Annotated in this window: 25 protein-coding genes; 12 read left to right on the forward strand and 13 right to left on the reverse strand. The window is 71.6% G+C overall.

Going from position 1 to position 21780, the window contains the following annotated elements:
- The first annotated feature begins 57 nt into the window (after window positions 1-57).
- Both CRP30_RS09625 and CRP30_RS09630 read left to right on the forward strand, forming a co-directional pair.
- Window positions 58-873 carry an ArsR/SmtB family transcription factor gene (locus tag CRP30_RS09625; RefSeq protein ID WP_097183698.1) on the forward strand — a complete coding sequence of 272 codons (816 nt, stop codon included), beginning with the start codon at window positions 58-60 and terminating at the stop codon, window positions 871-873.
- A gap of 98 nt (window positions 874-971) precedes the next feature.
- Window positions 972-1859 (forward strand): alpha/beta fold hydrolase, encoded by an 888-nt coding sequence (locus CRP30_RS09630; protein ID WP_097183699.1) that lies wholly within the window; start codon window positions 972-974, stop codon window positions 1857-1859.
- Window positions 1860-1907: 48 nt separating this feature from the next.
- Here the strand turns inward: CRP30_RS09630 and CRP30_RS09635 are convergent, their stop codons facing one another.
- A complete protein-coding gene (locus tag CRP30_RS09635; protein WP_097183700.1) occupies window positions 1908-2969 on the reverse strand; it encodes an SDR family oxidoreductase in 1062 nt (353 codons plus the stop codon).
- A gap of 290 nt (window positions 2970-3259) precedes the next feature.
- Here CRP30_RS09635 and CRP30_RS23435 point away from each other — a divergent pair, with 290 nt between their 5' ends.
- On the forward strand, window positions 3260-3634 hold the full coding sequence (locus tag CRP30_RS23435; RefSeq protein WP_235003294.1) for a helix-turn-helix domain-containing protein: 375 nt from the start codon (window positions 3260-3262) through the stop codon (window positions 3632-3634).
- Window positions 3635-3665: 31 nt separating this feature from the next.
- Here the strand turns inward: CRP30_RS23435 and CRP30_RS09645 are convergent, their stop codons facing one another.
- The 6 genes from CRP30_RS09645 to CRP30_RS09670 all read right to left on the reverse strand — a co-directional run bounded on the left by CRP30_RS09645 (window position 3666) and on the right by CRP30_RS09670 (window position 10097).
- Window positions 3666-4454 (reverse strand): MerR family transcriptional regulator, encoded by a 789-nt coding sequence (locus CRP30_RS09645; RefSeq protein ID WP_097183701.1) that lies wholly within the window; start codon window positions 4452-4454, stop codon window positions 3666-3668.
- A 167-nt stretch (window positions 4455-4621) separates the two neighbouring features.
- Window positions 4622-5383, reverse strand: a complete 762-nt coding sequence (locus CRP30_RS09650; RefSeq protein WP_097183702.1) for an ABC transporter permease — start codon at window positions 5381-5383, stop codon at window positions 4622-4624.
- A gap of 10 nt (window positions 5384-5393) precedes the next feature.
- Window positions 5394-6161, reverse strand: a complete 768-nt coding sequence (locus CRP30_RS09655) for an ABC transporter ATP-binding protein (RefSeq protein WP_097183703.1) — start codon at window positions 6159-6161, stop codon at window positions 5394-5396.
- A 246-nt stretch (window positions 6162-6407) separates the two neighbouring features.
- Window positions 6408-7487 (reverse strand): VanZ family protein, encoded by a 1080-nt coding sequence (locus CRP30_RS09660; protein ID WP_200814642.1) that lies wholly within the window; start codon window positions 7485-7487, stop codon window positions 6408-6410.
- A 214-nt stretch (window positions 7488-7701) separates the two neighbouring features.
- Complete coding sequence (serA, locus tag CRP30_RS09665; RefSeq protein ID WP_097184106.1) at window positions 7702-8907, reverse strand: phosphoglycerate dehydrogenase; 1206 nt, start codon at window positions 8905-8907, stop codon at window positions 7702-7704.
- A gap of 140 nt (window positions 8908-9047) precedes the next feature.
- Complete coding sequence (locus CRP30_RS09670; RefSeq protein WP_097183705.1) at window positions 9048-10097, reverse strand: YdcF family protein; 1050 nt, start codon at window positions 10095-10097, stop codon at window positions 9048-9050.
- Window positions 10098-10179: 82 nt separating this feature from the next.
- On the opposite strand from CRP30_RS09670, the gene CRP30_RS09675 reads away from it, so the two are divergent.
- The 3 genes from CRP30_RS09675 to CRP30_RS09685 all read left to right on the forward strand — a co-directional run bounded on the left by CRP30_RS09675 (window position 10180) and on the right by CRP30_RS09685 (window position 13232).
- Entirely contained in the window at window positions 10180-11982 is a 1803-nt protein-coding gene (locus tag CRP30_RS09675) for a lipase family protein (protein ID WP_097183706.1), read from the forward strand.
- 71 nt (window positions 11983-12053) lie between these two features.
- A complete protein-coding gene (locus CRP30_RS09680; protein WP_200814643.1) occupies window positions 12054-12956 on the forward strand; it encodes a phosphatase PAP2 family protein in 903 nt (300 codons plus the stop codon).
- A gap of 72 nt (window positions 12957-13028) precedes the next feature.
- A complete protein-coding gene (locus CRP30_RS09685) occupies window positions 13029-13232 on the forward strand; it encodes a zinc-ribbon domain-containing protein (RefSeq protein WP_097183707.1) in 204 nt (67 codons plus the stop codon).
- A 487-nt stretch (window positions 13233-13719) separates the two neighbouring features.
- Here the strand turns inward: CRP30_RS09685 and CRP30_RS09695 are convergent, their stop codons facing one another.
- Window positions 13720-14223: a hypothetical protein gene (locus tag CRP30_RS09695; protein ID WP_143278435.1), complete on the reverse strand. Its 504-nt coding sequence runs from the start codon at window positions 14221-14223 to the stop codon at window positions 13720-13722.
- Between the two features lie 93 nt (window positions 14224-14316).
- On the opposite strand from CRP30_RS09695, the gene CRP30_RS09700 reads away from it, so the two are divergent.
- Window positions 14317-14460: a Zn-dependent oxidoreductase gene (locus CRP30_RS09700; RefSeq protein WP_200814644.1), complete on the forward strand. Its 144-nt coding sequence runs from the start codon at window positions 14317-14319 to the stop codon at window positions 14458-14460.
- A gap of 27 nt (window positions 14461-14487) precedes the next feature.
- Here the strand turns inward: CRP30_RS09700 and CRP30_RS09705 are convergent, their stop codons facing one another.
- The 3 genes from CRP30_RS09705 to CRP30_RS09715 are packed head-to-tail and all read right to left on the reverse strand — an operon-like array spanning window position 14488 to window position 16141.
- Window positions 14488-14850, reverse strand: a complete 363-nt coding sequence (locus tag CRP30_RS09705) for a nucleoside triphosphate pyrophosphohydrolase family protein (RefSeq protein WP_200814645.1) — start codon at window positions 14848-14850, stop codon at window positions 14488-14490.
- Window positions 14847-15746: a helix-turn-helix transcriptional regulator gene (locus tag CRP30_RS09710; RefSeq protein WP_097183710.1), complete on the reverse strand. Its 900-nt coding sequence runs from the start codon at window positions 15744-15746 to the stop codon at window positions 14847-14849. Before CRP30_RS09710 ends, CRP30_RS09705 begins: the two co-directional genes overlap by 4 nt.
- Before the next feature lie 2 nt (window positions 15747-15748).
- Window positions 15749-16141 (reverse strand): nuclear transport factor 2 family protein, encoded by a 393-nt coding sequence (locus CRP30_RS09715; protein ID WP_097183711.1) that lies wholly within the window; start codon window positions 16139-16141, stop codon window positions 15749-15751.
- Between the two features lie 155 nt (window positions 16142-16296).
- Between CRP30_RS09715 and CRP30_RS09720 the strand changes: the two genes are divergently transcribed.
- The 3 genes from CRP30_RS09720 (at window position 16297) to CRP30_RS09730 (ending at window position 18211) form a co-directional block, all read left to right on the forward strand.
- The gene (locus CRP30_RS09720) at window positions 16297-17028 is read left to right on the forward strand and encodes an alpha/beta fold hydrolase (RefSeq protein ID WP_097183712.1); all 732 of its coding nucleotides are present in this window, start codon (window positions 16297-16299) and stop codon (window positions 17026-17028) included.
- A 107-nt stretch (window positions 17029-17135) separates the two neighbouring features.
- Complete coding sequence (locus CRP30_RS09725) at window positions 17136-17723, forward strand: GyrI-like domain-containing protein (protein ID WP_097183713.1); 588 nt, start codon at window positions 17136-17138, stop codon at window positions 17721-17723.
- A gap of 338 nt (window positions 17724-18061) precedes the next feature.
- On the forward strand, window positions 18062-18211 hold the full coding sequence (locus tag CRP30_RS09730; protein WP_097183714.1) for a Zn-dependent oxidoreductase: 150 nt from the start codon (window positions 18062-18064) through the stop codon (window positions 18209-18211).
- Window positions 18212-18498: 287 nt separating this feature from the next.
- Here the strand turns inward: CRP30_RS09730 and CRP30_RS09735 are convergent, their stop codons facing one another.
- The gene (locus CRP30_RS09735; protein WP_097183715.1) at window positions 18499-18750 is read right to left on the reverse strand and encodes a putative antibiotic biosynthesis monooxygenase; all 252 of its coding nucleotides are present in this window, start codon (window positions 18748-18750) and stop codon (window positions 18499-18501) included.
- A 36-nt stretch (window positions 18751-18786) separates the two neighbouring features.
- Window positions 18787-19782, reverse strand: coding sequence for an NAD(P)/FAD-dependent oxidoreductase (locus CRP30_RS09740; protein WP_097184109.1), 996 nt, complete (start codon window positions 19780-19782; stop codon window positions 18787-18789).
- Between the two features lie 91 nt (window positions 19783-19873).
- Between CRP30_RS09740 and CRP30_RS09745 the strand changes: the two genes are divergently transcribed.
- Window positions 19874-20470: a helix-turn-helix domain-containing protein gene (locus CRP30_RS09745; RefSeq protein WP_097183716.1), complete on the forward strand. Its 597-nt coding sequence runs from the start codon at window positions 19874-19876 to the stop codon at window positions 20468-20470.
- A gap of 291 nt (window positions 20471-20761) precedes the next feature.
- On the forward strand, window positions 20762-21766 hold the full coding sequence (locus tag CRP30_RS09750; RefSeq protein ID WP_235003295.1) for an alpha/beta hydrolase: 1005 nt from the start codon (window positions 20762-20764) through the stop codon (window positions 21764-21766).
- Window positions 21767-21780 lie beyond the last annotated feature (14 nt).

The raw sequence follows: 21780 nt of genomic DNA on the forward strand, positions 1-21780 counted from the left end.
TGACGGACTTCGGCACCGAGGCTTGTTCATGCAGGCATTTGCCTGCATGATGGTCGTGTGCCTGACGACCTCACCCCGGTGTTCAAGGCACTGGCCGATCCGACCAGACGTCACCTGCTGGACCGCCTGCACGAACGCAATGGCCAGACGCTCGGCGAGCTGTGCAACGCGCTGTCGATGGCCCGCCAGTCGGCGTCCCAGCACCTCGCCGTCCTCGAGGCGGCGAACCTGGTGAGCACGGTCTGGCACGGCCGGCAGAAGCTGCACTACCTCAACCCCGTCCCCCTGCACGAGGTGCAGGAACGGTGGATCTCCACGTTCGAGACCCCCCGGTTGCGCGCGCTCGGCGCGATCCGGCATTCCGCAGAGGAGAACGCGATGACAACCCCACCCACCTACGTCTACGTCACCTACATCAAGGCCAGCGCGGAGCAGGTGTGGACGGCGCTCACCGATGCCGACCTGACTGCTCGTTACTGGGGCCACCGCAACGAGTCCGACTGGCAGGAGGGCTCCACCTGGGAGCACGTGCGCACGGACGGGTCCGGGATCGCCGACGTCGCCGGCACCGTGCTCGAGGTCCGCCGGCCCGAGCGGCTGGTGATGACGTTCCCCGGCTCCGACGAGCAGCGGAACGGCACCCCGTCCCGGGTCACCTTCACCATCGAGCCGCACGAGGACATCGTCCGGTTGACGGTCCGGCACGAGGACATCCCCACCGAGGCCGACCTGGCCGCGCTGTCCGCCGGCTGGCCCGCCGTCCTGGCCAACCTCAAGTCGCTGCTCGAGACCGGCGCCGTCCTGCCACAGGCTCCCTGGGAGATGCACGCACGCCTCCGGGAGGAGCAGATGGCGCGCACGACCTCCCGGTGAGCGACCGTCGCCCCGGCCGTTGACCGGGGCGGGCGACGCCCCCACGCTGAGGGGGCTCCCGGTCCCGGGGCGCGCCCGTCCCGAGCAACGGGGAGACCATGACGACCACAGAGACGATCGAGGTGCCGCACCTCGGCACCTCGACGATCGGCTACGCCTTCGGCAGGCCGTACGACGCCACCCTCCCGACGCTCGTCCTGGTCAACTCGTTCACCACGTCCGCGGATCTGTACCGACACCAGTTCGCCGACCCGGACCTCTCCGCCGCCGCCAACCTGCTGGCCATCGAGCCCTACGGCCACGGCGCCACCCGCGCCTCCTACGAGCAGTTCACCTACTGGGACTCGGCGATCGCCGACCTGCAGGTACTGGGAGCGCTCGACATCCCCGAGGCGTTCGTCCTCGGCACCTCGCAGGGCGGCTGGATCGCTGCCCGCATGGCGATGCTCGCGCCCGGCACCGTCAAGGGCATCATCCCGCTCGGCACGTCGATGGACTTCGAGAGTCCGCGCAGCCGCGACCTGGGCTGCTGGGACGGCGTCGGGTTCTGCGCACCGGCCATCGGGGCACTCTCCGAGAACGTCGGGGACGACTGGGTGATCCCCACCGATCTCGTCGACGCCGTCCTGGCAGAGGGTCTCGGCGAGGACGTGTCGCCGGAGGAGCGCAGCTTCTGGCACGACACGCACCAGCGGAACTACGCCGGGGACGCGGGCCGGGAACGCCTGCGGATCGCCACGATCAACCTGAGCGCCCGCGACGGCCTGCACGACCGCCTGGACGGCGTCCGGTGCCCGGTCCTGTGGCTGCACGGCACGTCCGACCCGGTCTACTCGGTCGCCAACGCGGAGGAGGAGATCCAGCTCTTCGTCAACAGTCCCGCCGCCGAACTCCGGGTCGTCGACGGCGGCCGGCACTTCCTCAGCGCCTCGCACCCCGCCGTCGTCAACGCCGCCGCGAGGGAGTTCGTCGAACGCTGGAAGTAGGGACCCGCACGACCGGTCCGTCACCCTCCCCCACGGCTCGGACCCTGGTCACCCCAGCGGCGGGATGATCCGCTCGGCCGACAGGCGGTCGAACAGCTCCAGGAAGCGGTCCTCGGTGTCGAAGCAGTCGGCGAAGCCGGCTCGGCGCAGCTTGATCGTGGAGCTGACGTTGTCGAAGCCGGACGTGAAGATGAACTCCCCGAACTCCCAGCGCACCAGGTCGCCGTAGGGCGTGTCCACCAGCCCGTGCCGGCCGACCAGCCGCTCCCACACGTCCCGCCGACCAGCCATCGCCTCGGCCAGCGGAACCGGCTGCGGCTCGGCGTACTCCATCCCGAAGTGCCGGGCGAAGGCCGGGAACAGGTGCCGCCAGCGCACCTGGTCGCCGTTGGTGACGTTGAAGATCTCGCCGTCCGCTCGCGGCTCGCCGCCGGCCCACACGGTGGCCCGGGCCAGCAGTTCGGCGTCGGTGACCTGGTAGAGCGCGTCATAGGCCGCCAGGCTCCCGGGGAACCGGAGCGGTTGGCCGAGTGCCTTGGCGATCGCGGCGTAGACGGCGATGACCATGAGCAGGTTCATGGGGTTGCCGACCGCGTACCCGATGACGCCCTCGGGGCGGAAGACCGTCAGCCGGAATCCGCGCGCGGCCGCGACCTCGCGCAGCAGGTCCTCCTGGTCGTAGTAGAAGTTCGGCTGGATGATCCGCGGGTCGGTCTCCTTGGCCGGGGTGTTGAAGAAGCCCATGTGCGCCCCGTAGGCCTTGCCGCCCTGGTAGAGCGTGACGTGCTCGAGGGGCGCGCCGGCACCCGCGAGTCCGTCGAGGGTGTGGCGAAGCAGGGCGACGTTCGCGTCGGACGCCTCCCGCGCCGTGGCCCGTTCGGTGTAAGCGGCGAAGACGAGGTGCGTCACGTCGCCGAGCTCGCTCAGGCCGGCCCGGGCGGCGTCCGGATCGCCGAGGTCGACCGGCAGGTGGTACCAGCTGGTGTTCCGCGGCCGGCGGCGGCTCACCCCCCGGACGCGCCAACCCGGCCGCTTCGCGTACTCCGCGGCCGCGTGCGCTCCGATGACGCCTCCCGCCCCGGTGATCAGGACACTGCCGTCAGCGCTCATCGCTGCTCCATCCGTTCTTCCGCGCCTCGCTCCGCGGCGTCGGTCTCCGACCGCCGTCCTCCGACGCATCCATGCCACCCCGCGCCGCGGCTAACCCTGGCGAACCTCCCGCCCCACCAGAACCCGCCAGGCGCACGGTCAACATCTGACGAACCGGACCAGTCCGTCTCGTCTTCGCTCCCCCTCGCGGACCCGCCTCCGGCCGCTTACCGTGGGTAGCAGAACGGGCGCGCAACGTTGCCGGCGATGAGCCGGCTCCGCGACCCGAGGACCGAACCGAGGAGTACCACGTGTCCCTTCCCCAGCGCTCCGCCGCCCCCGCTCTCGTCCGGCCGGCCGCCTACGGCCAGCGTCCCGTCGACCGGTCCGCGGTGCCCGGCCTGCGTCCGATGGTCCAGCAGCCGATGGGAGCGCGCCCCATGGTCGTCCGCCCGGGGTCGGGGCATCCGACCGGGTCCGCACCGGTGCTGCAGCGACCGGCTCCGCGCGCGGTCTCGTTCCTGACCGTGACCGAGGTGGCGGCGATCATGCGGGTCTCGAAGATGACGGTGTACCGCCTGGTGCACGGCGGGGAGCTGTCCGCCGTCCGCGTCGGCCGGTCCTTCCGGGTTCCCGAGCCGGCCGTGCGCTCCTACCTGGCCGGCGCCCGCACCGACGTCGCCTGACGACGAGCCGCCCGCGCGCGGGCGGCCACGGTCAGCTCGACCGCCCCATCCCTGCATGGTCCGCACGCTTGATGTCGGTCCAGCCGGTCCAGCCGCGCTCCTCGAGGAGCCGCAGCAGGCGCGGCGCGCAGGGAAAGGAGTCGACGAATGCCGCATCGAGCAGGGCGATCAGCTCCTTGCTGATCGGCTCGCCCTCCTCCATCCCCGCGGACTGGGCCTCGGCCGCCTCGATGAAGGCGGTCACCCGGTCCGCGAGCGAAGGCAGCCGCGGGTCGTCGGGCGTGCAGTCCACGAGGTCCCCGAGATCGAGGTACAGCCGGCGCAGCGTCTCGTGCTCGATCTGGGCGTGCTTGATCGCCATGAAGGCCGACACCTGGTCGGGGATCTGCGCCGCGATGAGGATCCAGCTGTCGCGCTCGATGTCGATCAGTTCCTGCCGGAACCCGAGCTCCCGCATGCGGTCGAGGTAGGCGACCGCCTCTGGCGGCAATGCCAGGCTGTCGCCCGCGGCGAGCTGGGCGATGCGTTCCCGGGAACGCTGCCGTGCCCGGATCTCGGCGCGCAGGCGGCGGTCCACATCCCGGACCGCCTCCGCGAACTCCTCGGCGTCCGCCGCCACCAGCTCGTGCACCCGCGACAGTGGGACGCCGGCATCGGCAAGGGTGCGGATCTTGATCAGTTCCACGACCGCAGCCGCGTCGTACCGCCGGTAGCCGGAGCGGTCACGTTCCGGCTCGGGGAGCAGTCCCCGCGAGTGGTAGTGCCGGACGGCGCGGACCGTCACCCCGGCGTACGAGGCGAGCTGGCTGATGGTCAGCACGGGGACCGACCTGCCAGCCTCCGCGCGGCGTCGCGGACGGCCAGGTGGTCGCGAGGCAGCAGCACCCTCGTCCGCACCTCCATCGCGCTCCACTCCCTTCTGCCGCCGACGGTCCCGGTCAGGACGTCCCTCATGATCATCGCTCCTCTTCCGTCCGTCGGTCGGGCTCAGGCGATCTTCCGGCGGTAGGTGCTCATCGCCAGCGCGTAGGCGACGACGAGCAGACCGACGCACCAGGCGACGGCGATCCAGCCGTCGTTGCCGATCGCCTGCTCGCCGTAGAGGCCGCGGATGGTGTTCACGATCGAGGTGACGGGCTGGTTGTCGGCGAACCAGCGCACCGGCCCCGGCATGCCGTCGGTGGGCACGAAGGCCGAGCTGATGAACGGCAGGAAGATGAGCGGGTAGGAGAACCCGCTCACCCCGTCGATCGAGCTGGCGGTCAGCCCGGGGATGACCGCCAGCCAGGTCAGCGCGAGGGTGAACAGCACCAGGATGCCGAGGACGGCGAGCCAGGCGAGCACGCCGGCCCCGGAACGGAACCCCATCGCCAGGGCGACCAGGACGACGAGCACCAGCGAGATCAGGTTGGCCACGATCGAGGTCAGCACGTGGGCCCACAGCACGGACGACCGGGCGATCGGCATCGACTGGAACCGTTCGAAGAGGCCACCCGAGACGTCGGTGAAGAGCCGGAACGCGGTGTAGGCGATGCCCGAGGCGACGGTGATGAGCAGGATGCCCGGCAGCAGGTAGGTGACGTACTCGCCGCCGCCGACGTCGATCGCGCCTCCGAAGACGTAGACGAACAGCAGGAGCATGACGATCGGCGTGACGGCCGTGGTGATGATCGTGTCCGGACTGCGCAGGATGTGCCGCAGGGACCGCTTGAGCAGGACGGTGGTGTCGTGGAAGGCGTCGGTGGTCATCGTCGGGTCCTTACTTTTCGCGGCCGTCGTAGCCGATGATTGCCAGGAAGATGTCCTCGAGCGTCGGCTGCTTCTCGACGTACTCGACCGTGGTCGGCGGGAGCAGCTGCTTGAGCTCGGCGAGGGTGCCGTCGGCGATGATCCGTCCCTCGTGGAGGATCGCGATCCGGTCGGCCAGCTGCTCGGCCTCGTCGAGGTACTGCGTGGTGAGCAGCACCGTGGTGCCCTGGCCGGCGAGCGTCCGGACCGTCTCCCAGACCTCGATCCGCGACTGCGGATCCAGGCCCGTCGTCGGCTCGTCGAGGAAGAGCACCGGCGGGTCGCCGATCAGGCTCATCGCGATGTCGAGGCGACGGCGCATCCCACCGGAGTAGGTCGCCACCCTGCGTCCGGCGGCTTCGGTCAGCCCGAACCGGGCGAGCAGGTCGTCCGCGACCCGACCCGCATCCTCGATGCGCCGCAGTTCGGCGACGAGTACGAGGTTCTCCCTCCCGGTCAGGATCTCGTCGACGGCGGCGAACTGTCCGGTGAGGCTGATCGAGGCGCGGACCTCCGCCGGTCGGCCGGCGACGTCGTACCCGTTGACGGCTGCGGTCCCGCCGTCGGCCTTGAGCAGCGTGGACAGGATCTTCACCGCCGTGGTCTTGCCGGCGCCGTTGGAGCCGAGCAGGGCGAAGATGGTGCCGGAGGGGACGCTCAGGTCGACGCCCCTGAGGACCGCGTGGTCGCCGTAGGACTTGGTGAGCCCGGCGATCTGGATGGCTGGTGTCGTGGTCACGGCGACAGCGTGGAGCCCTGACCCTGCGTCAAGGTCAAGCGCGAATCACCGGAGCATCACCCGGACGGCGCACATCCATTCTCGCTGGGGAGCGTCGGGCTCTCGGCGTCGGCCGGCTGCGCACGGGTCCGCGGCCTGACGGGAGGCCGGACCGGGCGGGCAGGCAGTTCGCGACGCCGCCGGGCCTCGGCGGCGAGCTGCCGGGCCGCGATCACGCTGGCCGGTTCGCGGGCGGAGGTCACGCCGTCAGCCGGCGCTCGGTGCGGTGCCCGGCGCGGGGCACTCGCCGCCACGCTCGACGGCCAGCTCGAAGTGCCACATCTCGTTGCCGTACGTCTGGCAGAGGCCGTAGTCCGCCCCGTGCTGGGCCAGCCAGCTCATCGCGTCCGTGGGTCCGACGTCGACAGCGTCGCCCGTGACGTGGGCGGACTCGTCGGGACGGAGGACCCACTCCCGCGCCGCCTCGACACTGCCGTACCGCTCCACCGCGGCGGCGAAGAGCGCCTGCTGGTAGGCAGCGCTGCGCCACCCGCTGGACACGTGGAAATCGATCCGGTCGGCCGTCGCGTCGCGCGCCGCGTCCTGGACGGCGGTGCGCAGCGCGTCGTCGAGTCCGGTGATGGCCGGGACGTCGGCGAACGCCGAGAGCTCCTCGCCGTCGGCGACGTAGCCGTCCTCGACGGTCACCGCTCCCCCGGCCGGTGCGCCCGGAGCCGACGTACCGGCGAGGGCGGAGGAACCGGCGGACGAGCACCCGACCGCGACGACGATGAGGCCGGGGACGGCGACCAGCGCGGGGTAGAGCCCCCGTCGTGGACGGCGCGCGCCGTCTCGCCGGGCCCGGTGCGAGGCAGCACGGACCACGGAGGTCAGCGCGACCCCGACCACCGCCCCGGCGGTGTTGGCGACGACGTCGACGGGGTCGGAGACCCGCCCGGGGAGCGCGAGCTGCGCCAGCTCGATCAGGACCGAGACCGTGACGCCGGAGGCCACCGGCAGCACGGTGCCGGAGCGCCGGAGGACGAGGGCGGCCAGCGCACCCACGGGCACGAAGAGCAGCGCGTTCGCCACGGCCTCGACCTGGGCCCGGTGCACCGTGCCGGGGAACGGCTCGGCCAGGGGCTCCGCCGCGGCCATCACCAGGGCCATCACGGTCCGGCGGCCGTCGGCGACGAACTCCACCGGACCGAGCGTGATGCCACCGACCGCGAGCAGCACAGCGACGACGGCCAGCACCAGCACGCCCGGACTCGAGGCGCTCGACCCGTCGTGGTCGTCGGGGCGCAGGATCACGCGGCTCCCGGACGGGTGGCGGGTGGTAGGCATGGGAGGACTCCTCCCCGCTCGGCAGAGCCGGTGCGGCATCGGGAACTGGTGGACCGATGCCAGTGCACGGGACCGGTGGTTGCACCGGCGTCTCCGATTTCGCATACACCCACGACATCCGGGCGCACCCGGCGCGGACTGCCCCTGTCGGCGGGCGCGATCCCCGCGCTGTCAGCGGCCGTGCGCCACCGGCCGTGGCGTTCGCCGCGTCACCTCACGTCCGCGGGGGGAACTCCACGAGCCGCACCGTCTCCGGCAGCGCCCTCAATGCGGCCAGCAGGGCGGGCGGCAGTGCGGCGTTCACGTCGGTCACGACGTAGCCGAGCTGCCCGCGGGTGGCGAGCACCTGACCGTCGACGTTCAGGCCGTGCTCGCCCACGAGGGCGTCGACGTTGGCGAGGACGCCGGGCACGTTGCGGTGCAGCAGCGCGAACCGGGCCGCCGAGGAGCCGTGCAGGGCCACCGCCGGCAGGTTGACGCTCAGCGTGGTCGTCCCGGTGCGGGTGAAGTCGGCCAGCTTGCCGGCGACGAACCGGCCGATGTCGTACTGCGCCTCCTGGGTCGACCCGCCGACGTGCGGGGTGAGGATGACGTTCGGCAGGCCCCGCAGCACGGAGCTGAACTCGTCACCCTGACTCTTCGGCTCGTCGGGGAAGACGTCGACGGCGGCACCGGCGATGTGGCCGCTGAGCACGTGCTCGCGGAGCGCCTCGTGGTCGACGACGAACCCTCGGGACAGGTTCAGGAAGAGGCTGCGCCGGCGCATCCTGGCGAACTGCTCGGCGCCGAACATCCCGGCGTTGCCGGCGCGGCCGTCGACGTGCAGGGTCACCGTCTCCGCTCGTTCCAGCAGTTCCTCGAGGCTGCCGCAGGGCTGCGCGTTGCCCAGGGCGAGCTTGTCCTCGAGGTCGTAGAACAGCACCCGCATGCCCAGGGACTCGGCGAGCACCGACAGCTGGCTGCCGATGTTCCCGTAGCCGACGATGCCGAGAGTCCGCCCCCGGATCTCGTGGCTGCCGGTCGCCGACTTGTCCCAGACCCCTGCGTGCAGCGCGCGGTCCCGGTCGATCAACCGACGGGCCAGACTGATGATCTCGGCGATCGCCAGCTCCACGACGCTGCGGGTGTTGGAGTACGGCGCGTTGAAGACGGCGACACCGGCGCCGGCCGCCGCGGCGAGGTCGATCTGGTTGGTGCCGATGCAGAAGGCACCCACCGCCGCCAGGCCTGGCCGGCGCGCCAGCACGTCCGCGGTCACCTGCGTCTTCGACCGGATGCCCAGCAGGTCGACGCCGTCCAGCGCTGCGGTCAGGTCGTCCTCGTCCAGCGCACCGTGCACCGACTCGACCTCGAAGCCGGCCGAGGACAGGAGCTCGACGGCCACCGGGTCGATGTTCTCCAGCAGCAGAGCTGTGGGCATGTCGCGCTCCCCTTCGTCCAGAAGCACGTCGCAGCCGAGCCTCTCCGCCATAGATTGTGGCGTACCGCGGAAAGCGGAGTCCTATCGGCAGCCGTCCGTGACCGACAGCTCCCCCGACGCCGGAGCGCGGGCCGGCTCCGTCACGCGGCGCTCAGGGACAGCCAGGTGGCGACCATCAGGCCCGCGACGACCAGGCCGGAGAGCGCCAGCAGGAAGCGTTGGCCGGCCATCACCGCCACGAACTCGCGCAGGTAGGCGCTGGGCCAGTAGTAGAGGGCGGTGCGGCAGCCGATCGCCTGGGCGTCGATGCCGAGCGTCCGCGCCAGCATCGCCGCACGGGGGGCGTGGTAGTCGTTGGTGACCACCAGGTAGGGCTCCGGTATGCCGCGCCGGCGCAGCAGCTGCGCGCTGTAGCGCAGGTTCTCCTCCGTCGTCCGTGACCGGTCCTCGACCAGGACGTCGCTCGCCGCGACCCCGGTCCGTCGCAGCCACACCGCCATCGCCTCCCCCTCGGGGTACGGCTCGTCGGCGCCCTGGCCGCCGCTGGCGACGATGGGGATCGTGCCGGCCCGCTCCGCGCGCTCCTCGACCGCGGCGACGGCCCGGCGCAGTCGCGCGGCGAGCAACGGCGGGACCTCTCCCCCGGCCAGGCCGGCTCCGAGCACGATCACGGCCCGGGCCGGAGCGCGCCGGGCCAGCCATGCGTAGAGCGCGGTCTGCGTGACGAAGACCAGGAAGAGCAGGCCGATGCAGACCAGTGCCGCGAGCAGCCCGACGGCGACGGTGCCGGTCACCGGGTTCTCGTGCCGGACCAGCTCCAGCAGGACGACTGGCAGGACGATCGACGCCAGTCCGGTCAGCAGGGACAGCGCGTTCCCCAGGGAGCGGCTCTCCCGGCGCACCATGAGGATCCCGTCGACGACCAGGAGAAGGGGCAGCAGCAGGAGGCCGAGCCCGATCACGCCCCACACCACCAGGGCGACGGCGTCGGCCAGCGTCTCCAGCACGCGGGACCGCGAGATCGAGATAGCGAGGAGACCGAGCAGGGTGTGCGCCGCGAGGACCGCGAGGAAGCCGTTGCGGAGCGAGCGTGGATCCCGCCTGAGCGACCACACCAGCGCTCCGGTCACGACGAGGGCACCGATGAGGGCGCCGAGGACCTGCCCGACGATTCCGGCCGTGGCGTCCACCTGCTGAGCCAATCACCTCCGGCGAGCGTGCGGGCCGCCGGGCGGTCAGCACCGTCCTGAGCAGGTAAGTACGGTCCTGGGCATGCCGACCCGCACGCCCTACCGCCGGCTGAGCCGGCGGATCCGGGCGCTGCCGGGACTCCTGGCCCGAGCGCCGTGGTGGGTGCTGGTGGTCGTCGGGGCAGTCACGACGGCGCTGGGCGTGGTCCTCGCCGTCCGACCACTGAGCTCGCTCACCGTCCTGGGCGTCTACACCGGCGTCAGCTGCATCCTGGCGGGGCTGGGCGACCTGATCGCGCGCCGCGACGGCAGCGGGAGGCTCGCACTCGTCGCCGGGATCGGCTGGGTCCTCGCGGGGGTGGCCGTACTCGCCTGGCTGGGTCGCAGCCTGGAGCTGCTCGGCCCGTCCGTGGCCGCGCTGCTGATCGCCTCCGGTGCCGTCCGGCTCCTCGACCTGCGCCGTGGGATGACCGCCGACCGGGTGCTGGGGGCCGCGTTCGGGCTCTCGGAGATCGCGTTCGGCGTGGTCGCGTTCGCGTGGCCGGACGCCACCCTGCTGGTCGTCGCGCTCCTCTTCGGGGTCCGTACCGCGGGGTTCGGTCTGTCGCTGGTCTGGCGGGGAATCGCCGCACGGCGCGGCTCGTCGGACACCACGACCCCGACAGCTCTGCACGGCAGGCCACGCGCCGTGCGCTGGGCGGCCGCGGGCGTCGTGCTGCTCGTGGCGGGCGCGACGCTGGTCGTCAGCGAGCAGTTCCGCCGTGGGATACCGGTGCTCGACGGGTTCTACGACGCGCCGGACGTCGTCCCCGACGACCCCGGTCAGCTGCTGCGCGCCGAGCGGTACGAGGGTGATCTGCCGGAGGGGCTGACGGCCCAGCGCATCCTCTACACGACGACGGCGGACGACGGCGTCCCCGGCCTGGCCAGCGCCGTGATCGCCGTACCGGCCGAGCCGACCGGCCGTCCCACGCCGCTGATCGCCTGGGCGCACGGAACCGTCGGGGTCGCACGGGCGTGCGCACCCAGCCTGGGGCGCGACGCCATCTCCACCGAGGGGATGCCGGCCATGGACGCCCTGGCCCGCAACGGGTGGGGCATGGTCGCCACGGACTACATCGGCCAAGGCACCGAGGGGACCTTCCCCTACCTGGTCGGGCAGGGCGAGGGGCGGTCGGTCCTCGACGCCGTCCGTGCTGCGCATCAGCTCCCCGACCTGGACCTCGCCCCGGAGACCGTCATCTGGGGTCACTCCCAGGGCGGGCACGCCGCGCTGTGGGCCGGTCAGCTCGCGCCGACGTACGCGCCCGACGTCGAGGTCGTCGGGACCGCGGCGCTGTCCGCGGCGAGCGACCCGCTGGGCATGGCCGAGCTCGTCACGTCGCACCCCGGTGCGCTGGGAGCCAGCCTGGGGATCTCTTTCGTGCTGGCCGCCTACGCCCGGACCTACCCGGACATCTCCCTCGACGACGTCCACCCGGCGGCGCGGACACTGGTGGAGGAAGCCGCGGCCCGGTGCACCAGTGAGCCCGGCACCATCCTCACCATCCTCACCGGCGTCGCCGTCTCCAGGGACACCCCGATCCTCGTGGCCGACCCGGCCACCGGAGCGGTGGGCCGGCGACTGCGGGAGAACATCCCCCTGGGGCCGTGGCCCGCCCCGCTGTTCGTGGCACAGGGCACGACCGACGAGGTGATCGCCGCGCGCCTGCAGGACGACTACGTGGCCCGGCTCTGCGCGGCCGGCCGGCCGCTGCTCTACACGCGGTACGAAGGAAGGTCGCACATGGGCATCCTCGAGGCGGACTCACCGCTCAACGCCGATCTGGAGCAGTGGACGGCGGATCGGCTCGACGGCCTCCCGCAGGAGGACACGTGTCCGTGACGGCCGGGGCATCGGACGACGGGACCGCACGTCCGTCGGGCGGCACGAACCCGTCTCCTCGCCGATGGTGGGTGATCGCTGCGGTTGCCGCCGTCCTGTTCGCGGCCACGTACTGGACGGCCGTGTGGACCGTGACCGGGCAGCGCATCGAGAACGGCGCGCTGCGGGGTGCCGACCAGGCGTCGGAGGCGGCCCGTCTCGCCGCGTCGGACGAGCTGTCGTGGATCACCCTGTCCTCGTTCGCCGTGCTCTGCGCGGTCCTCGTGCTGGCCGCCTGGTACCGCGGCGGGCTGCGGGTGGCCGTCGGCGTGGGGGTGATCCTGGCGGGATCGACCGCGGTCACGCAGACGCTGAAGCGGGTCGTCCTCCCCCGCCCGGACCTCGTCCCGGTCACCGGCGAGTACACCCACAACAGCTTCCCCAGCGGGCACACGACGATCGCCATGTCCCTGCTGTTCGCGCTGCTCATCGTGGTGCCGCACCGCTGGCGCGGGGTCGCCGTGGCCGTCGGAGCCGCCTTCGCCGTGGCGATCGGCGCCCAGACGGTCACCGCGAAGTGGCACCGCCTCAGCGACACCGTCGGCGCCGACCTGGTCGCGCTCGCCGTCACGTGCCTCGTCCTCGCCTGGCTGGCGCGAACCGGGTCGCTGCGACGGGCGCCCCGGCACCGACGGCTCGTGGACCGGACGATCGGTGCGGCATTCACGGCCGTCACCGCGCTCTCCCTGGTGACCGGAGGCCTCGTCCTGGTCCTGGGCGAGGTCCCCGTGGCCCCGGACCCGGTGCTGGACTACAACGTGTACCTCGCCTCGCACAGCCTGGCGCTGGCCGGCTCGTGCCTGGCCGCCCTCGTCGCATGGAGCAGCCTGCGCCGGCTCGAGGTGACGCCTCGCGCTGCGACGCAGGCAGGAAGCGCCGCCGCCCGTCCCGATCGGGCCGGCGAGCCAGGAGACGGCGCCCGGCGCGTGGGCTGAGGCCGAGCTCGAGCTGTCCTGGGCCTGGCGCTGCCGGAGGCCTCGGCGGTGAGGCCTGCCTACGCTGGGCGCGTGTTCTTCCTCTTCGGGTTCGGCACCAAGCAGCAGGACCTCGGTCCGGGTGACGTCCGCCCGTGCCCGCGCTGCGGCAACACCTCGCAGTGGACGCGGATGCGGCAGTTCCGGCAGCTCTCCGTGTTCTTCGTGCCGGTCGCCCGGTGGAGGCGGCGGCAGTTCGAGGTCTGCGGCATCTGCGGCAACGCCATCGAGGTGTGAGCACAGACGCACCCCCGACCGCTCCGAGCACCCCCAGCCTGACTCGCGCGCGAGCCGTCGGATCACCCGCGTCGGCGGTCCCGAGGTCCTCGAGGTCGAGGACCCTCGCCTGGCCGGAGGCCGGTCCTGGCCAGCAGCTCTACGGCGTCTCGACCGCCGGTGTGAACGACCCCCGTCACCCACCACCGGCGTGCGATTGACCTGACCTGCGGGTCCGGTCCGCGAACGCTCCTGAGCTGGCTCGGCGATCTTCCTCTTTCGGCTTCGGCTTCGGCACCACGCAACAGGACCTCGGCCCCGAGGAGGTCCGGACCAGCCCACCCTGTGACAACACGTCCCAGTGGACGCGGATCCGGCAGTTCAGTCAGTTCTCGGTGTTGTTCTCCGGTTCGTGCGAAGGAAGCCTTGGCAGCTCGAGATCCGCGGCATCTGCGGCGCCGCCGGTCGAGGTCTGAGGCGCTCACGCGACGCGACCGGGCGGGCCGCCTCAGCCGCCCGGCTGCCGACCGCCCGCTCCCACGGGGACCGCTGATTCAGCCGGCCGACCACGCCTTGCCGACCGTGCCACCCGGTACACGATCGCCGCCTGCAGCGCGTAGACCGCGGCCATCGCGACGAAGAGCGCCGAGAGCGCGACCCACTGGCCAGCGCTCAACGGTCCGACCGCCTCGAGGTCCGTCTGCGCGATGCCGGTGGCCTGCACGGGGATGGCGACCGCGCCGGCGCCGAAGACGAACATCGGCCAGCGAGCCCGGCTCCACGCGAGCGCGACCGCACCCGGCGTGAGGAAGGCGACGTAGAAGAGCGCGATGAACGCCAGGCCGCTCCAGGTGAACGTCGGGGTTCCTTCGGCGACGACCACGATGACGCGCATCAGCGCCCGGGTGAGTACAGCCCCCAGCAGTCCGCCGAGCAGCGCCGCTGCAACCCCTCGGGCGAGAGCCCGCACCGACCGCTGCCCACCCATCCCCGACTCTCCGTCGACCTCCATGGCCGATGGACGCTAGGGGAGATCGGGGCGCCGGAGGGTGCCCTGACGCGCGGGACTTTTGCGCCGGGCACCTCACCTGGCGGGAAGCGTGCTGTGCAGATCAACCGTTTCGGCGGTCCCGAGGTCCTCGACGTCGTCGACGTCCCCGAGCCGGAGGCGGGCCCCGGACAGCTCTACGACGTCTCGACCGCCGGCGTGAACTACGCCGACACCCACCAGGGCCCGTCGGTCAACTGAGCTGACGAGCGCTGGACGGGCCGAAGGTCACGACTGAGGCGCGGGTTGGTCAGCCGAGGGCACGAGTCCGAGTTCGATCTTGTTCATGGTGTCCGCAAATGCCTCGGAGATGTCGATGCCGAGGCGGTCGGCGATGACGATCACCCACCACAACGACTCGGACAGCTTGTGTGCCAGCTGCGCATCGACGTCGCCGTCGATGTCCCAGGTCCCCTCATGGGCCAGGATCAGTCGACCCACTGTGCCGACGTCGTAGCTGAAGCCCAGCATGAGCTCCTGGAGCGTCCACACCTGGCCGTTCAGTCGTCGTTCGATGGCCTCGTAGAGGGCCCGAACCTCCATCGCCCGATGGCGTGCGGGCTCGAGATCGACCTGTCCGGGCTGGCTCACGTCGACTCCTGGGTGCCTGTGACGTGGGAAGAGGGTCCGACTATCGGAAATCCGTTGCCCACGCGCTCGGTCGCTTCCATCGCACCGAGAAGGGCCAGAGCGTCCTCACTGGGACTGCCCGGCGCTGCGCTGGCCACGGTCAACTGCAGTCCCGGCGACTCGCGTACGTCGAACGTCTGGTAGGACAGCTCGAGGTCACCGACGGCGGGGTGTCGGATGTGCATGTGCACGGTCGTGAGACCGGCGACCTCATGGGCGTCCCACATGGCGGCGAACGCTGGGCTGCGGACGTAGAGGCGGCGCACCAGGGCGGCAACCTCGGGGTGCGGCGGCGAGAAGCCCGCGGAGAGGCGTATGCCGCTGACCGATGCGTGAGCGACGTCGTCCCAGTGCACGAAGTACGTCGGCGCGGTCGGATCGAGGAACAGGTACTCCAGCACCTTGCCGTCGTGGTGGGCCGGAGCGATCAGCCCGGCCGCGATCTCGTTGGCCGCGATCACGCGGAAGGCGGGGTTCACGACGTAGGCCGCGGCCTTCGAGAACGAGTTCAGCAGCTGCCGCAGGTGTGGGCTCAGCTGCTCTTCGGTGGCTCGGGTCGTCGGGGCGAGCCGCGCCAGCCGGAAGGCATGCTCACGAGCGTCGGCGCCCAGTTGCAGGGCGCGGGCGACCGCCTCCATGAGCTGTGGGGACGGGGCGCGCTCGCGCCCTTGCTCGAGGCGGGCGTAATAGTCGGAGCTCACGCCGGCCAGCACGGCGACTTCTTCGCGCCGCAGGCCGGTCACGCGTCGGCTGCCGACGCTGCGCAGCCCGGCCGCCTCGGGTGTGATCCGGGCGCGCTGGGCTCGGAGGAAGTCCCCGAGCTCGTTGTCTCTCGCCCCGGTGTGCGCTCCAGACATGGTCAGCTCCGTTCGGTGTTCACCATGACGAACCGGCTGCACCGGCCGGATTCCTCGAAGGTCACGGTCCAGCGGTTGTCGAAGTCGCCGAGCTTCGCGTACCGCCCGATCCCGGTGATGACGACGTCCCACCCGTCGATCGCGGCGATGGACCACTCGAACTCCCATCCGCCACTCTGCCAGTCCCACCGGCTGCGCCAACCCTCGATAATCGCCTCCCGACCGATCCAGTCGGTGTCGTAGGGCGATTCGTGGTACTCGGCGTCGTCGGTGAAGAGGGACTCGATGTCGGCGCGGGCGCTGCTCCTCCATGCCTTCACGTAGTCCTCGACCCACCGGGTGACCGAGGCGGTCGTCGGGCCCGGCGGGACTGCATCCCCGGTGGCTGGCGTCATGGGTCCGAGCCTGCCCGCGGGTGGAGACGCCAGCCAGGGTGCATTGCTCCTAGGGTGTCGCGCCCTTCACCGGCGAGCGCGACGCCAGGAGTCTCGGGAGCGGAGATCGTCTCCGATGGCCCCTCTCGCTCGCTCCCTGGAAGGTGCACCCAGCCATGACCGATCCGGCCCCCACGCCCACCGTGGTCATCGTCCACGGCGCGTGGACCGACGCGAGCTCCTTCGCGGAAGTCCAGCGCCTCCTGTCCCAGGAGGGCTACGAAGTCCTCGCGTTCGCCAATCCGCTCCGCTCGCTCGCAGGCGACGCGGCCTACCTCGCCACGTTCCTCCGGACGCATACGAACGGGCCCGTCGTCCTCGTGGGCCACTCCTACGGCGGTGCCGTCATCGGCGCCGCGGGCCTCGCCGCGACCGACGTGCGCGCCCTGGTGTACGTCAACGCGTTCGTGCCAGCGGAGGGCGAGAGCCTGCTCGACCTGCTCAACAGCGTCGGACCCGTCGACCCCGCTCAGCTGTTCGACATGGTGCCCTACCCCGGGGCCCCTGAGGGCGACGTCGACCTGTACATCCAGCGCGGGCCGTTCGAGCCGGCGTTCGCGACAGGCCTCTCCGAAGAGCTCCAGACGGAGTTCTACGCCAAGCAGCGCCCCATCACGTTCGCAGCGGTGGGCGCGCCGGCGGCCCCGGGCCAGGCCTGGGAGCAGCTCCCCTCCTGGTACGTCGCTGGACGGGTCGACGGGAGCATCCCGCTCGACCTGCAGTTGCGGATGGCCAAGCGCGCCGGAGCGACCGTCACCGAGGTCCAGGCCGGGCACCTGTCCATGGTCGATCACCCCCGAGAGGTGGCGGACGTGATCAAGGAAGCCGCACGCGGCACCGCGCAGTAGGCGATGGCGCGTGGGGTGCTCGAACGACGGCACCCGCGCCTCGACTGCACCCACCCCAGCGAGTCCGAGCGCAACCGACCTCTCTCAGCAGACAAGAAGGAGCACCCATGCCCACCACGCGGTCCACCGAGCACCTGCACGCCGCCGACGACCCCGAGTACGTGCGAACGCCTCCGGTGACCCATGTCGCCGTGCTGGGTGACGGGGCACCCGGGACCGACGAGTTCTACCGCAAGAAGGCTCTGGTGGCAGACATCGCCGACGAACTGACCCGAACCCGGTCTGCGCCGGTCGTGGAGATCCAGTACTGGTACCCGGAAGGTTCCACGCCCGTCGAGATTGCTGACTTCTACAGCGTGAACCCGGTTCCGTCCCTGCTCTACCGGGTCCTCTGCCAGGTTCCCGCAGGCACCACCCAGACGAACATCGAGGACGCCCGGGCCCGCGCAGCAAGTACCGCGGACACGCCGTCCGACGAGGTGGCCGTGCTCTCCATGCCCGAACAGGACGTCGTCCAGGTCATGCACCACGGCCCGTTCGCCGAAGAGCTCACCACGCTCGAGCTGCTCGGCGAGTTCGCCCGGCAGCAGGGCCTGCGTCGACGCGGGCCGCACCACGAGATCCACCTCGACGGCTTCACGCGCAGCACATCACAGGACACCCTCCGCACGATCTTGCGAGACCCCGTCGGGTGACCAGCTGTCCCGACACCGGCATGTGACGCGGGCACGACAGGGAGACGCACCCTCGCAGACAGAGTGGAACGCGGACGGCGTCGTTGACAGGGCGAGAGCAGGGCCCCTCGACGAAATTCCTCTGCGCCCAACGTGCCCGCACCACGCCCGCGGAAGGGCCGAAAGCGTCTCGGCGCCGGCGCAGTGGGGTAGACCTTCTCCACCCGGACCACGATCGCCGGGCGCAGTTGCTCGCGGGTCTGCCGCCGCTGCCTGTTGAGGACGTTCCCACTCAGTGCTGCTGCGGCGAGCACACCGCCCGTCACGTTCAGCGTGGGGAAGCCCATAGCCTCTCCGTCATGCGCGCTGTGCAGATCACCCGCTTCGGCGGCCCCGAGGTCATGGACGTCGTCGACCTCCCCGACCCAGCGCCTGGCGACGGGCAGAAGCTGTACGAGGTCAGCTCGGCAGGGGTCAACTTCGCCGACACCCACCACCGGCTGACCTGAGAGGTACCTCAACTGGGCTGCACGCGCAGGGTCCACCTGGGCATCGTCGGTCAGTCGCGGACCGCCCTGCCGGCGGTGCGCTGATTAACTACCGGCGTCGCAGCCCACCCCTCTCGTAGCGGCTCCACCTCGATCGCCCCACGAGGTGATCGACGGCAGCACCGCACTCTTCGGCCGCACCGGAATCACGGCCAGCGCCTATGCGCCCGGCGCCATGATGGTCGGCACGGACGGCGATGGATCCGGCCACGATGGCCGGAACACTGATCGAGTCCTCGACACGGGCATCAACGTCGCGCCAGGAGCCGGGCGCGGATCCGGTGCAGACGCGGCATGAGGCCGTACATGACGATCGGCACTGCCACTGTCGCGACGACGAACGTCCGTAGAACGATCGGGACGTCGGTCAAGAGGCTGCCGAACGCCACGTTGAGGACGGTGAGCGTCGGTACGACAGCGAGCCAGATCATCAGCGCGAGCTGGTGCCTGGACGGCGGCGGAGCCGGTGTGGGACGGGGGGCAGAACGGTCACTGGACATGGGGGCACTCCTTGAGATGGCGAGATGTGGTGGGAGCTAGAGGCCGTGCCGGCGAGCGCCGAGCACGGTCCGGGTGACGGCGGACTCCGTCGCACCGGCGAACACACCGGCTGCGGCGTGCCGGCTGTCGACGGCGCGCTCGACGTCCTCCTGGACGAGGTCGGCGTTGATGGCGATCGCGGCTGCGGACCCGGCCCCGGCGGAGGTGATCACCTGCGCGCGAGGATCGACGACGTTGCCGGCGGCCCAGACGCCGAAGGCGCTGGTGCGGCCGGTGGGATCGACGGACACCGAACCGGCCTCGTCCACGGCGCAGCCCAGGCCGGTCAGCAGACAGTCACTGGAGGGCGCGCTGACGGGGCGGACGAACACCGCCGTCCGTTCGATGATCCGGCCGTCGGCCAGCTCGACGCCGGTCAACCGGTCCGCCTCGACCACCAGACGCGCTACCTCACCCCGGACGAGCTGGATGCCGCGCGCCTCGAGCTGAACCCGTTCGGCTGTCGTCAGGGCGGAGGTGTGGGCGAAGAAGACCACGTCGTCCGACCACTGCCGCACGAGCTGGGCGTGCTGCACGGATCCCGGCGCGCCGGCCAGCACCCCGAGCGGCTGGTCCCGCACCTCCCACCCGTGGCAGTAGGGACAGTGCAGGAGGTCTCGGCCCCATCGCTCCCGGACCCCGGGTACTCCCGGCAGGTCGTCGCCGACACCCGTCGCGACCAGGATCCGCCGCGCCCGCAGCAACCGGCCACCGGACAGGTGGACGAGGAAGCCGGGATCGATCCGCGTGACCCGGTCGTCCACCAGCTCGACGCCGTAGCCGGCCACCTCCCTGCGACCGGTGGTCGCGAAGTCAGCGGGCGCCATCCCGTCGCGGGTCAGGAAACCCTGCATGTGCGCCGCGGGCGCGTTGCGCGGCTCGCCGGAATCGACGACCGCGACGCGACGCCGTGCCCGACCCAGCACGAGCGCCGCACTCAGGCCCGCCGCTCCCCCACCTATGACAACTACGTCGTGGACCTTCGCCTCCATGACGATCACCTCCGCCGGAAGCGTGCGGCGGGGGTGCGAACCTGACAACAACCGTTGCCGTTTCCGGGAATGTGGTGGTGGACTGGCCGCCATGCAGGACTCGACGGTGGTGGCGAAGGCATTGGCGGATGTGGGCCCCCGGCTGCGACGGGTGCGGACCCAGCGGGACATCACGCTGACCCAGCTCGCCGCCGCCACCGGCATCTCGAAGAGCACGCTGTCCCGGCTCGAGAGCGGCCAGCGCAGACCCAGCCTCGAGCTGCTCCTGCCGATCGCCCTCGCCCACAAGATTCCGCTCGACGAGCTGATCGGCTCTCCGGAGGTGGGGGATCCGCGGGTCCGATTCCGGCCGCGCAACCGCAACGGCCGCGTCGTGGTCCCGCTGACCGGGCAGCCCGGTGCCCTGCAGGCGTGGAAGGTGGTACTCCCTCCCGAGCAGGGCGAACCGGAGCTGCGCACCCATGAGGGCTACGAGTGGCTCTACGTGCTGTCCGGACGGATGCGACTGGTCCTGGCCGACCACGACATCACGATGGGCGCCGGGGAGGCCGCCGAGTTCGACACCCGGGTCCCGCACTGGTTCGGGCCCGCCGGCGACCAGGCCGTGGAGATCCTCAGCCTGTTCGGCCGCCAAGGCGAGCGCATCCACGTCCGCGCCGCCCCCCGGCGCAGTGACGGCGGCGCGTGAGCACCCGTTCCAGCGTTCGGGGACGGGTGCTCAGCTCCCCGCCCGTCCGGCTCGACACAGGACGACCGGCAGGCGTCCAGCACGGCGGCGACGAGACCGACCGGATCGAGTCCTGACCCGGGAAGGAGCAACAGCACTCGCGTCGAGCCGGCACCGGTTGAACGGCTCACGATCCAGCACGACAGCCGCCAAGTGGCGGAAGACCCCCGCCGTCTGGCGCTGGGCCCGCACGTCCGGCGCATTGAGGATGGTGACGACGGTCACGATCGGCCGTCCCATTCAGGAGGACCCGTGACACTGACGTCACCCACCCCAGCCACTGGCGCGGCCGCGGCCCGGCCACCCTTCGATCCCGAGATCGCGGCCGCACTCGATGTGCTGGCCGGGCTCATCCCACCCGCCCTCACCGCGGACATGATCCCGCTGCTACGCCAGCCCAACCCTGCGATGCCGCCGATCACCGACGAGGAACTCAGCCGGGGTGGCACCTTCGCCGTCACGACCCGGTCGGTACCCGGCCCGGAGGGCGCGCCGGACGTCGAGGTCATCGTCTGCCTGCCCACCGAGGCGACCGCGCCGGTCGCGGCCGTGCTCCACACGCACGGCGGCGGCATGATCATCGGCGACGCCCGCACCGGTCTGACCGAGGTCATGGGGTGGGCCGCCGAGCTGCAGCTCGCCGTCGTGTCCGTGAACTACCGGCTGGCCCCGGAGACGCCGCACCCGGGTCCGGTCGAGGACTGTTATGCCGCGCTGCTCTGGACCGCTCGCAACGCCGCCGACCTGGGCATCGACCCCGAACGGATCGTGGTGGCCGGGGCCAGCGCGGGTGGGGGCCTGGCGGCGGCCCTGGCGCTGATGGCCCGCGACCGCGGCGACGTCTCCCTCGCCGGGCAGCTCTTGATCTACCCGATGCTGGACGACCGCAACGACACGCTCTCGGCGCACCAGATGCGTGGGGTCGGCGTCTGGGACCAGGTCTCCAACGACACCGGCTGGACGGCGCTGCTCGGGGACCGACGAGGCGGTCCGGATGTCCCGCCGTACGCCGCCCCGGCCCGGGCCACCGACCTGTCGGGCCTGCCACCGGCATTCATCGACGTGGCATCGACGGAGACCTTCCGGGACGAGGACGTCACGTACGCCACCCGGATCTGGCAGGCCGGCGGCGTCGCCGAGTTGCACGTGTGGCCCGGCGGCTGCCACGGCTTCGACACGTTCGTGCCGGATGCCCGGATCTCCCGGGAGGCCCGGGCTGCCCGCTTGCGGTGGCTGCGCCAGCTGCTCGCGTCGTGAAGCCCTGGTCACCG

The sequence above is a fragment of the Blastococcus haudaquaticus genome (assembly GCF_900230285.1).
Lineage (GTDB): Bacteria > Actinomycetota > Actinomycetes > Mycobacteriales > Geodermatophilaceae > Blastococcus_B > Blastococcus_B haudaquaticus.

What these genes read in the sequence shown, in the direction of transcription:
- CRP30_RS09630 (WP_097183699.1), top strand. Translation starts at nt 972, where the DNA reads ATGACGACCACAGAGACGATCGAGGTGCCGCACCTCGGCACCTCGACG.
- CRP30_RS09635 (WP_097183700.1), bottom strand. Translation starts at nt 2,969, where the DNA reads ATGAGCGCTGACGGCAGTGTCCTGATCACCGGGGCGGGAGGCGTCATC.
- CRP30_RS09650 (WP_097183702.1), bottom strand. Translation starts at nt 5,383, where the DNA reads ATGACCACCGACGCCTTCCACGACACCACCGTCCTGCTCAAGCGGTCC.
- CRP30_RS09660 (WP_200814642.1), bottom strand. Translation starts at nt 7,487, where the DNA reads ATGCCTACCACCCGCCACCCGTCCGGGAGCCGCGTGATCCTGCGCCCC.
- serA (WP_097184106.1), bottom strand. Translation starts at nt 8,907, where the DNA reads ATGCCCACAGCTCTGCTGCTGGAGAACATCGACCCGGTGGCCGTCGAG.
- CRP30_RS09675 (WP_097183706.1), top strand. Translation starts at nt 10,180, where the DNA reads ATGCCGACCCGCACGCCCTACCGCCGGCTGAGCCGGCGGATCCGGGCG.
- CRP30_RS09695 (WP_143278435.1), bottom strand. Translation starts at nt 14,223, where the DNA reads ATGGAGGTCGACGGAGAGTCGGGGATGGGTGGGCAGCGGTCGGTGCGG.
- CRP30_RS09710 (WP_097183710.1), bottom strand. Translation starts at nt 15,746, where the DNA reads ATGTCTGGAGCGCACACCGGGGCGAGAGACAACGAGCTCGGGGACTTC.
- CRP30_RS09715 (WP_097183711.1), bottom strand. Translation starts at nt 16,141, where the DNA reads ATGACGCCAGCCACCGGGGATGCAGTCCCGCCGGGCCCGACGACCGCC.
- CRP30_RS09720 (WP_097183712.1), top strand. Translation starts at nt 16,297, where the DNA reads ATGACCGATCCGGCCCCCACGCCCACCGTGGTCATCGTCCACGGCGCG.
- CRP30_RS09725 (WP_097183713.1), top strand. Translation starts at nt 17,136, where the DNA reads ATGCCCACCACGCGGTCCACCGAGCACCTGCACGCCGCCGACGACCCC.
- CRP30_RS09730 (WP_097183714.1), top strand. Translation starts at nt 18,062, where the DNA reads ATGCGCGCTGTGCAGATCACCCGCTTCGGCGGCCCCGAGGTCATGGAC.
- CRP30_RS09735 (WP_097183715.1), bottom strand. Translation starts at nt 18,750, where the DNA reads ATGTCCAGTGACCGTTCTGCCCCCCGTCCCACACCGGCTCCGCCGCCG.
- CRP30_RS09740 (WP_097184109.1), bottom strand. Translation starts at nt 19,782, where the DNA reads ATGGAGGCGAAGGTCCACGACGTAGTTGTCATAGGTGGGGGAGCGGCG.
- CRP30_RS09745 (WP_097183716.1), top strand. Translation starts at nt 19,874, where the DNA reads ATGCAGGACTCGACGGTGGTGGCGAAGGCATTGGCGGATGTGGGCCCC.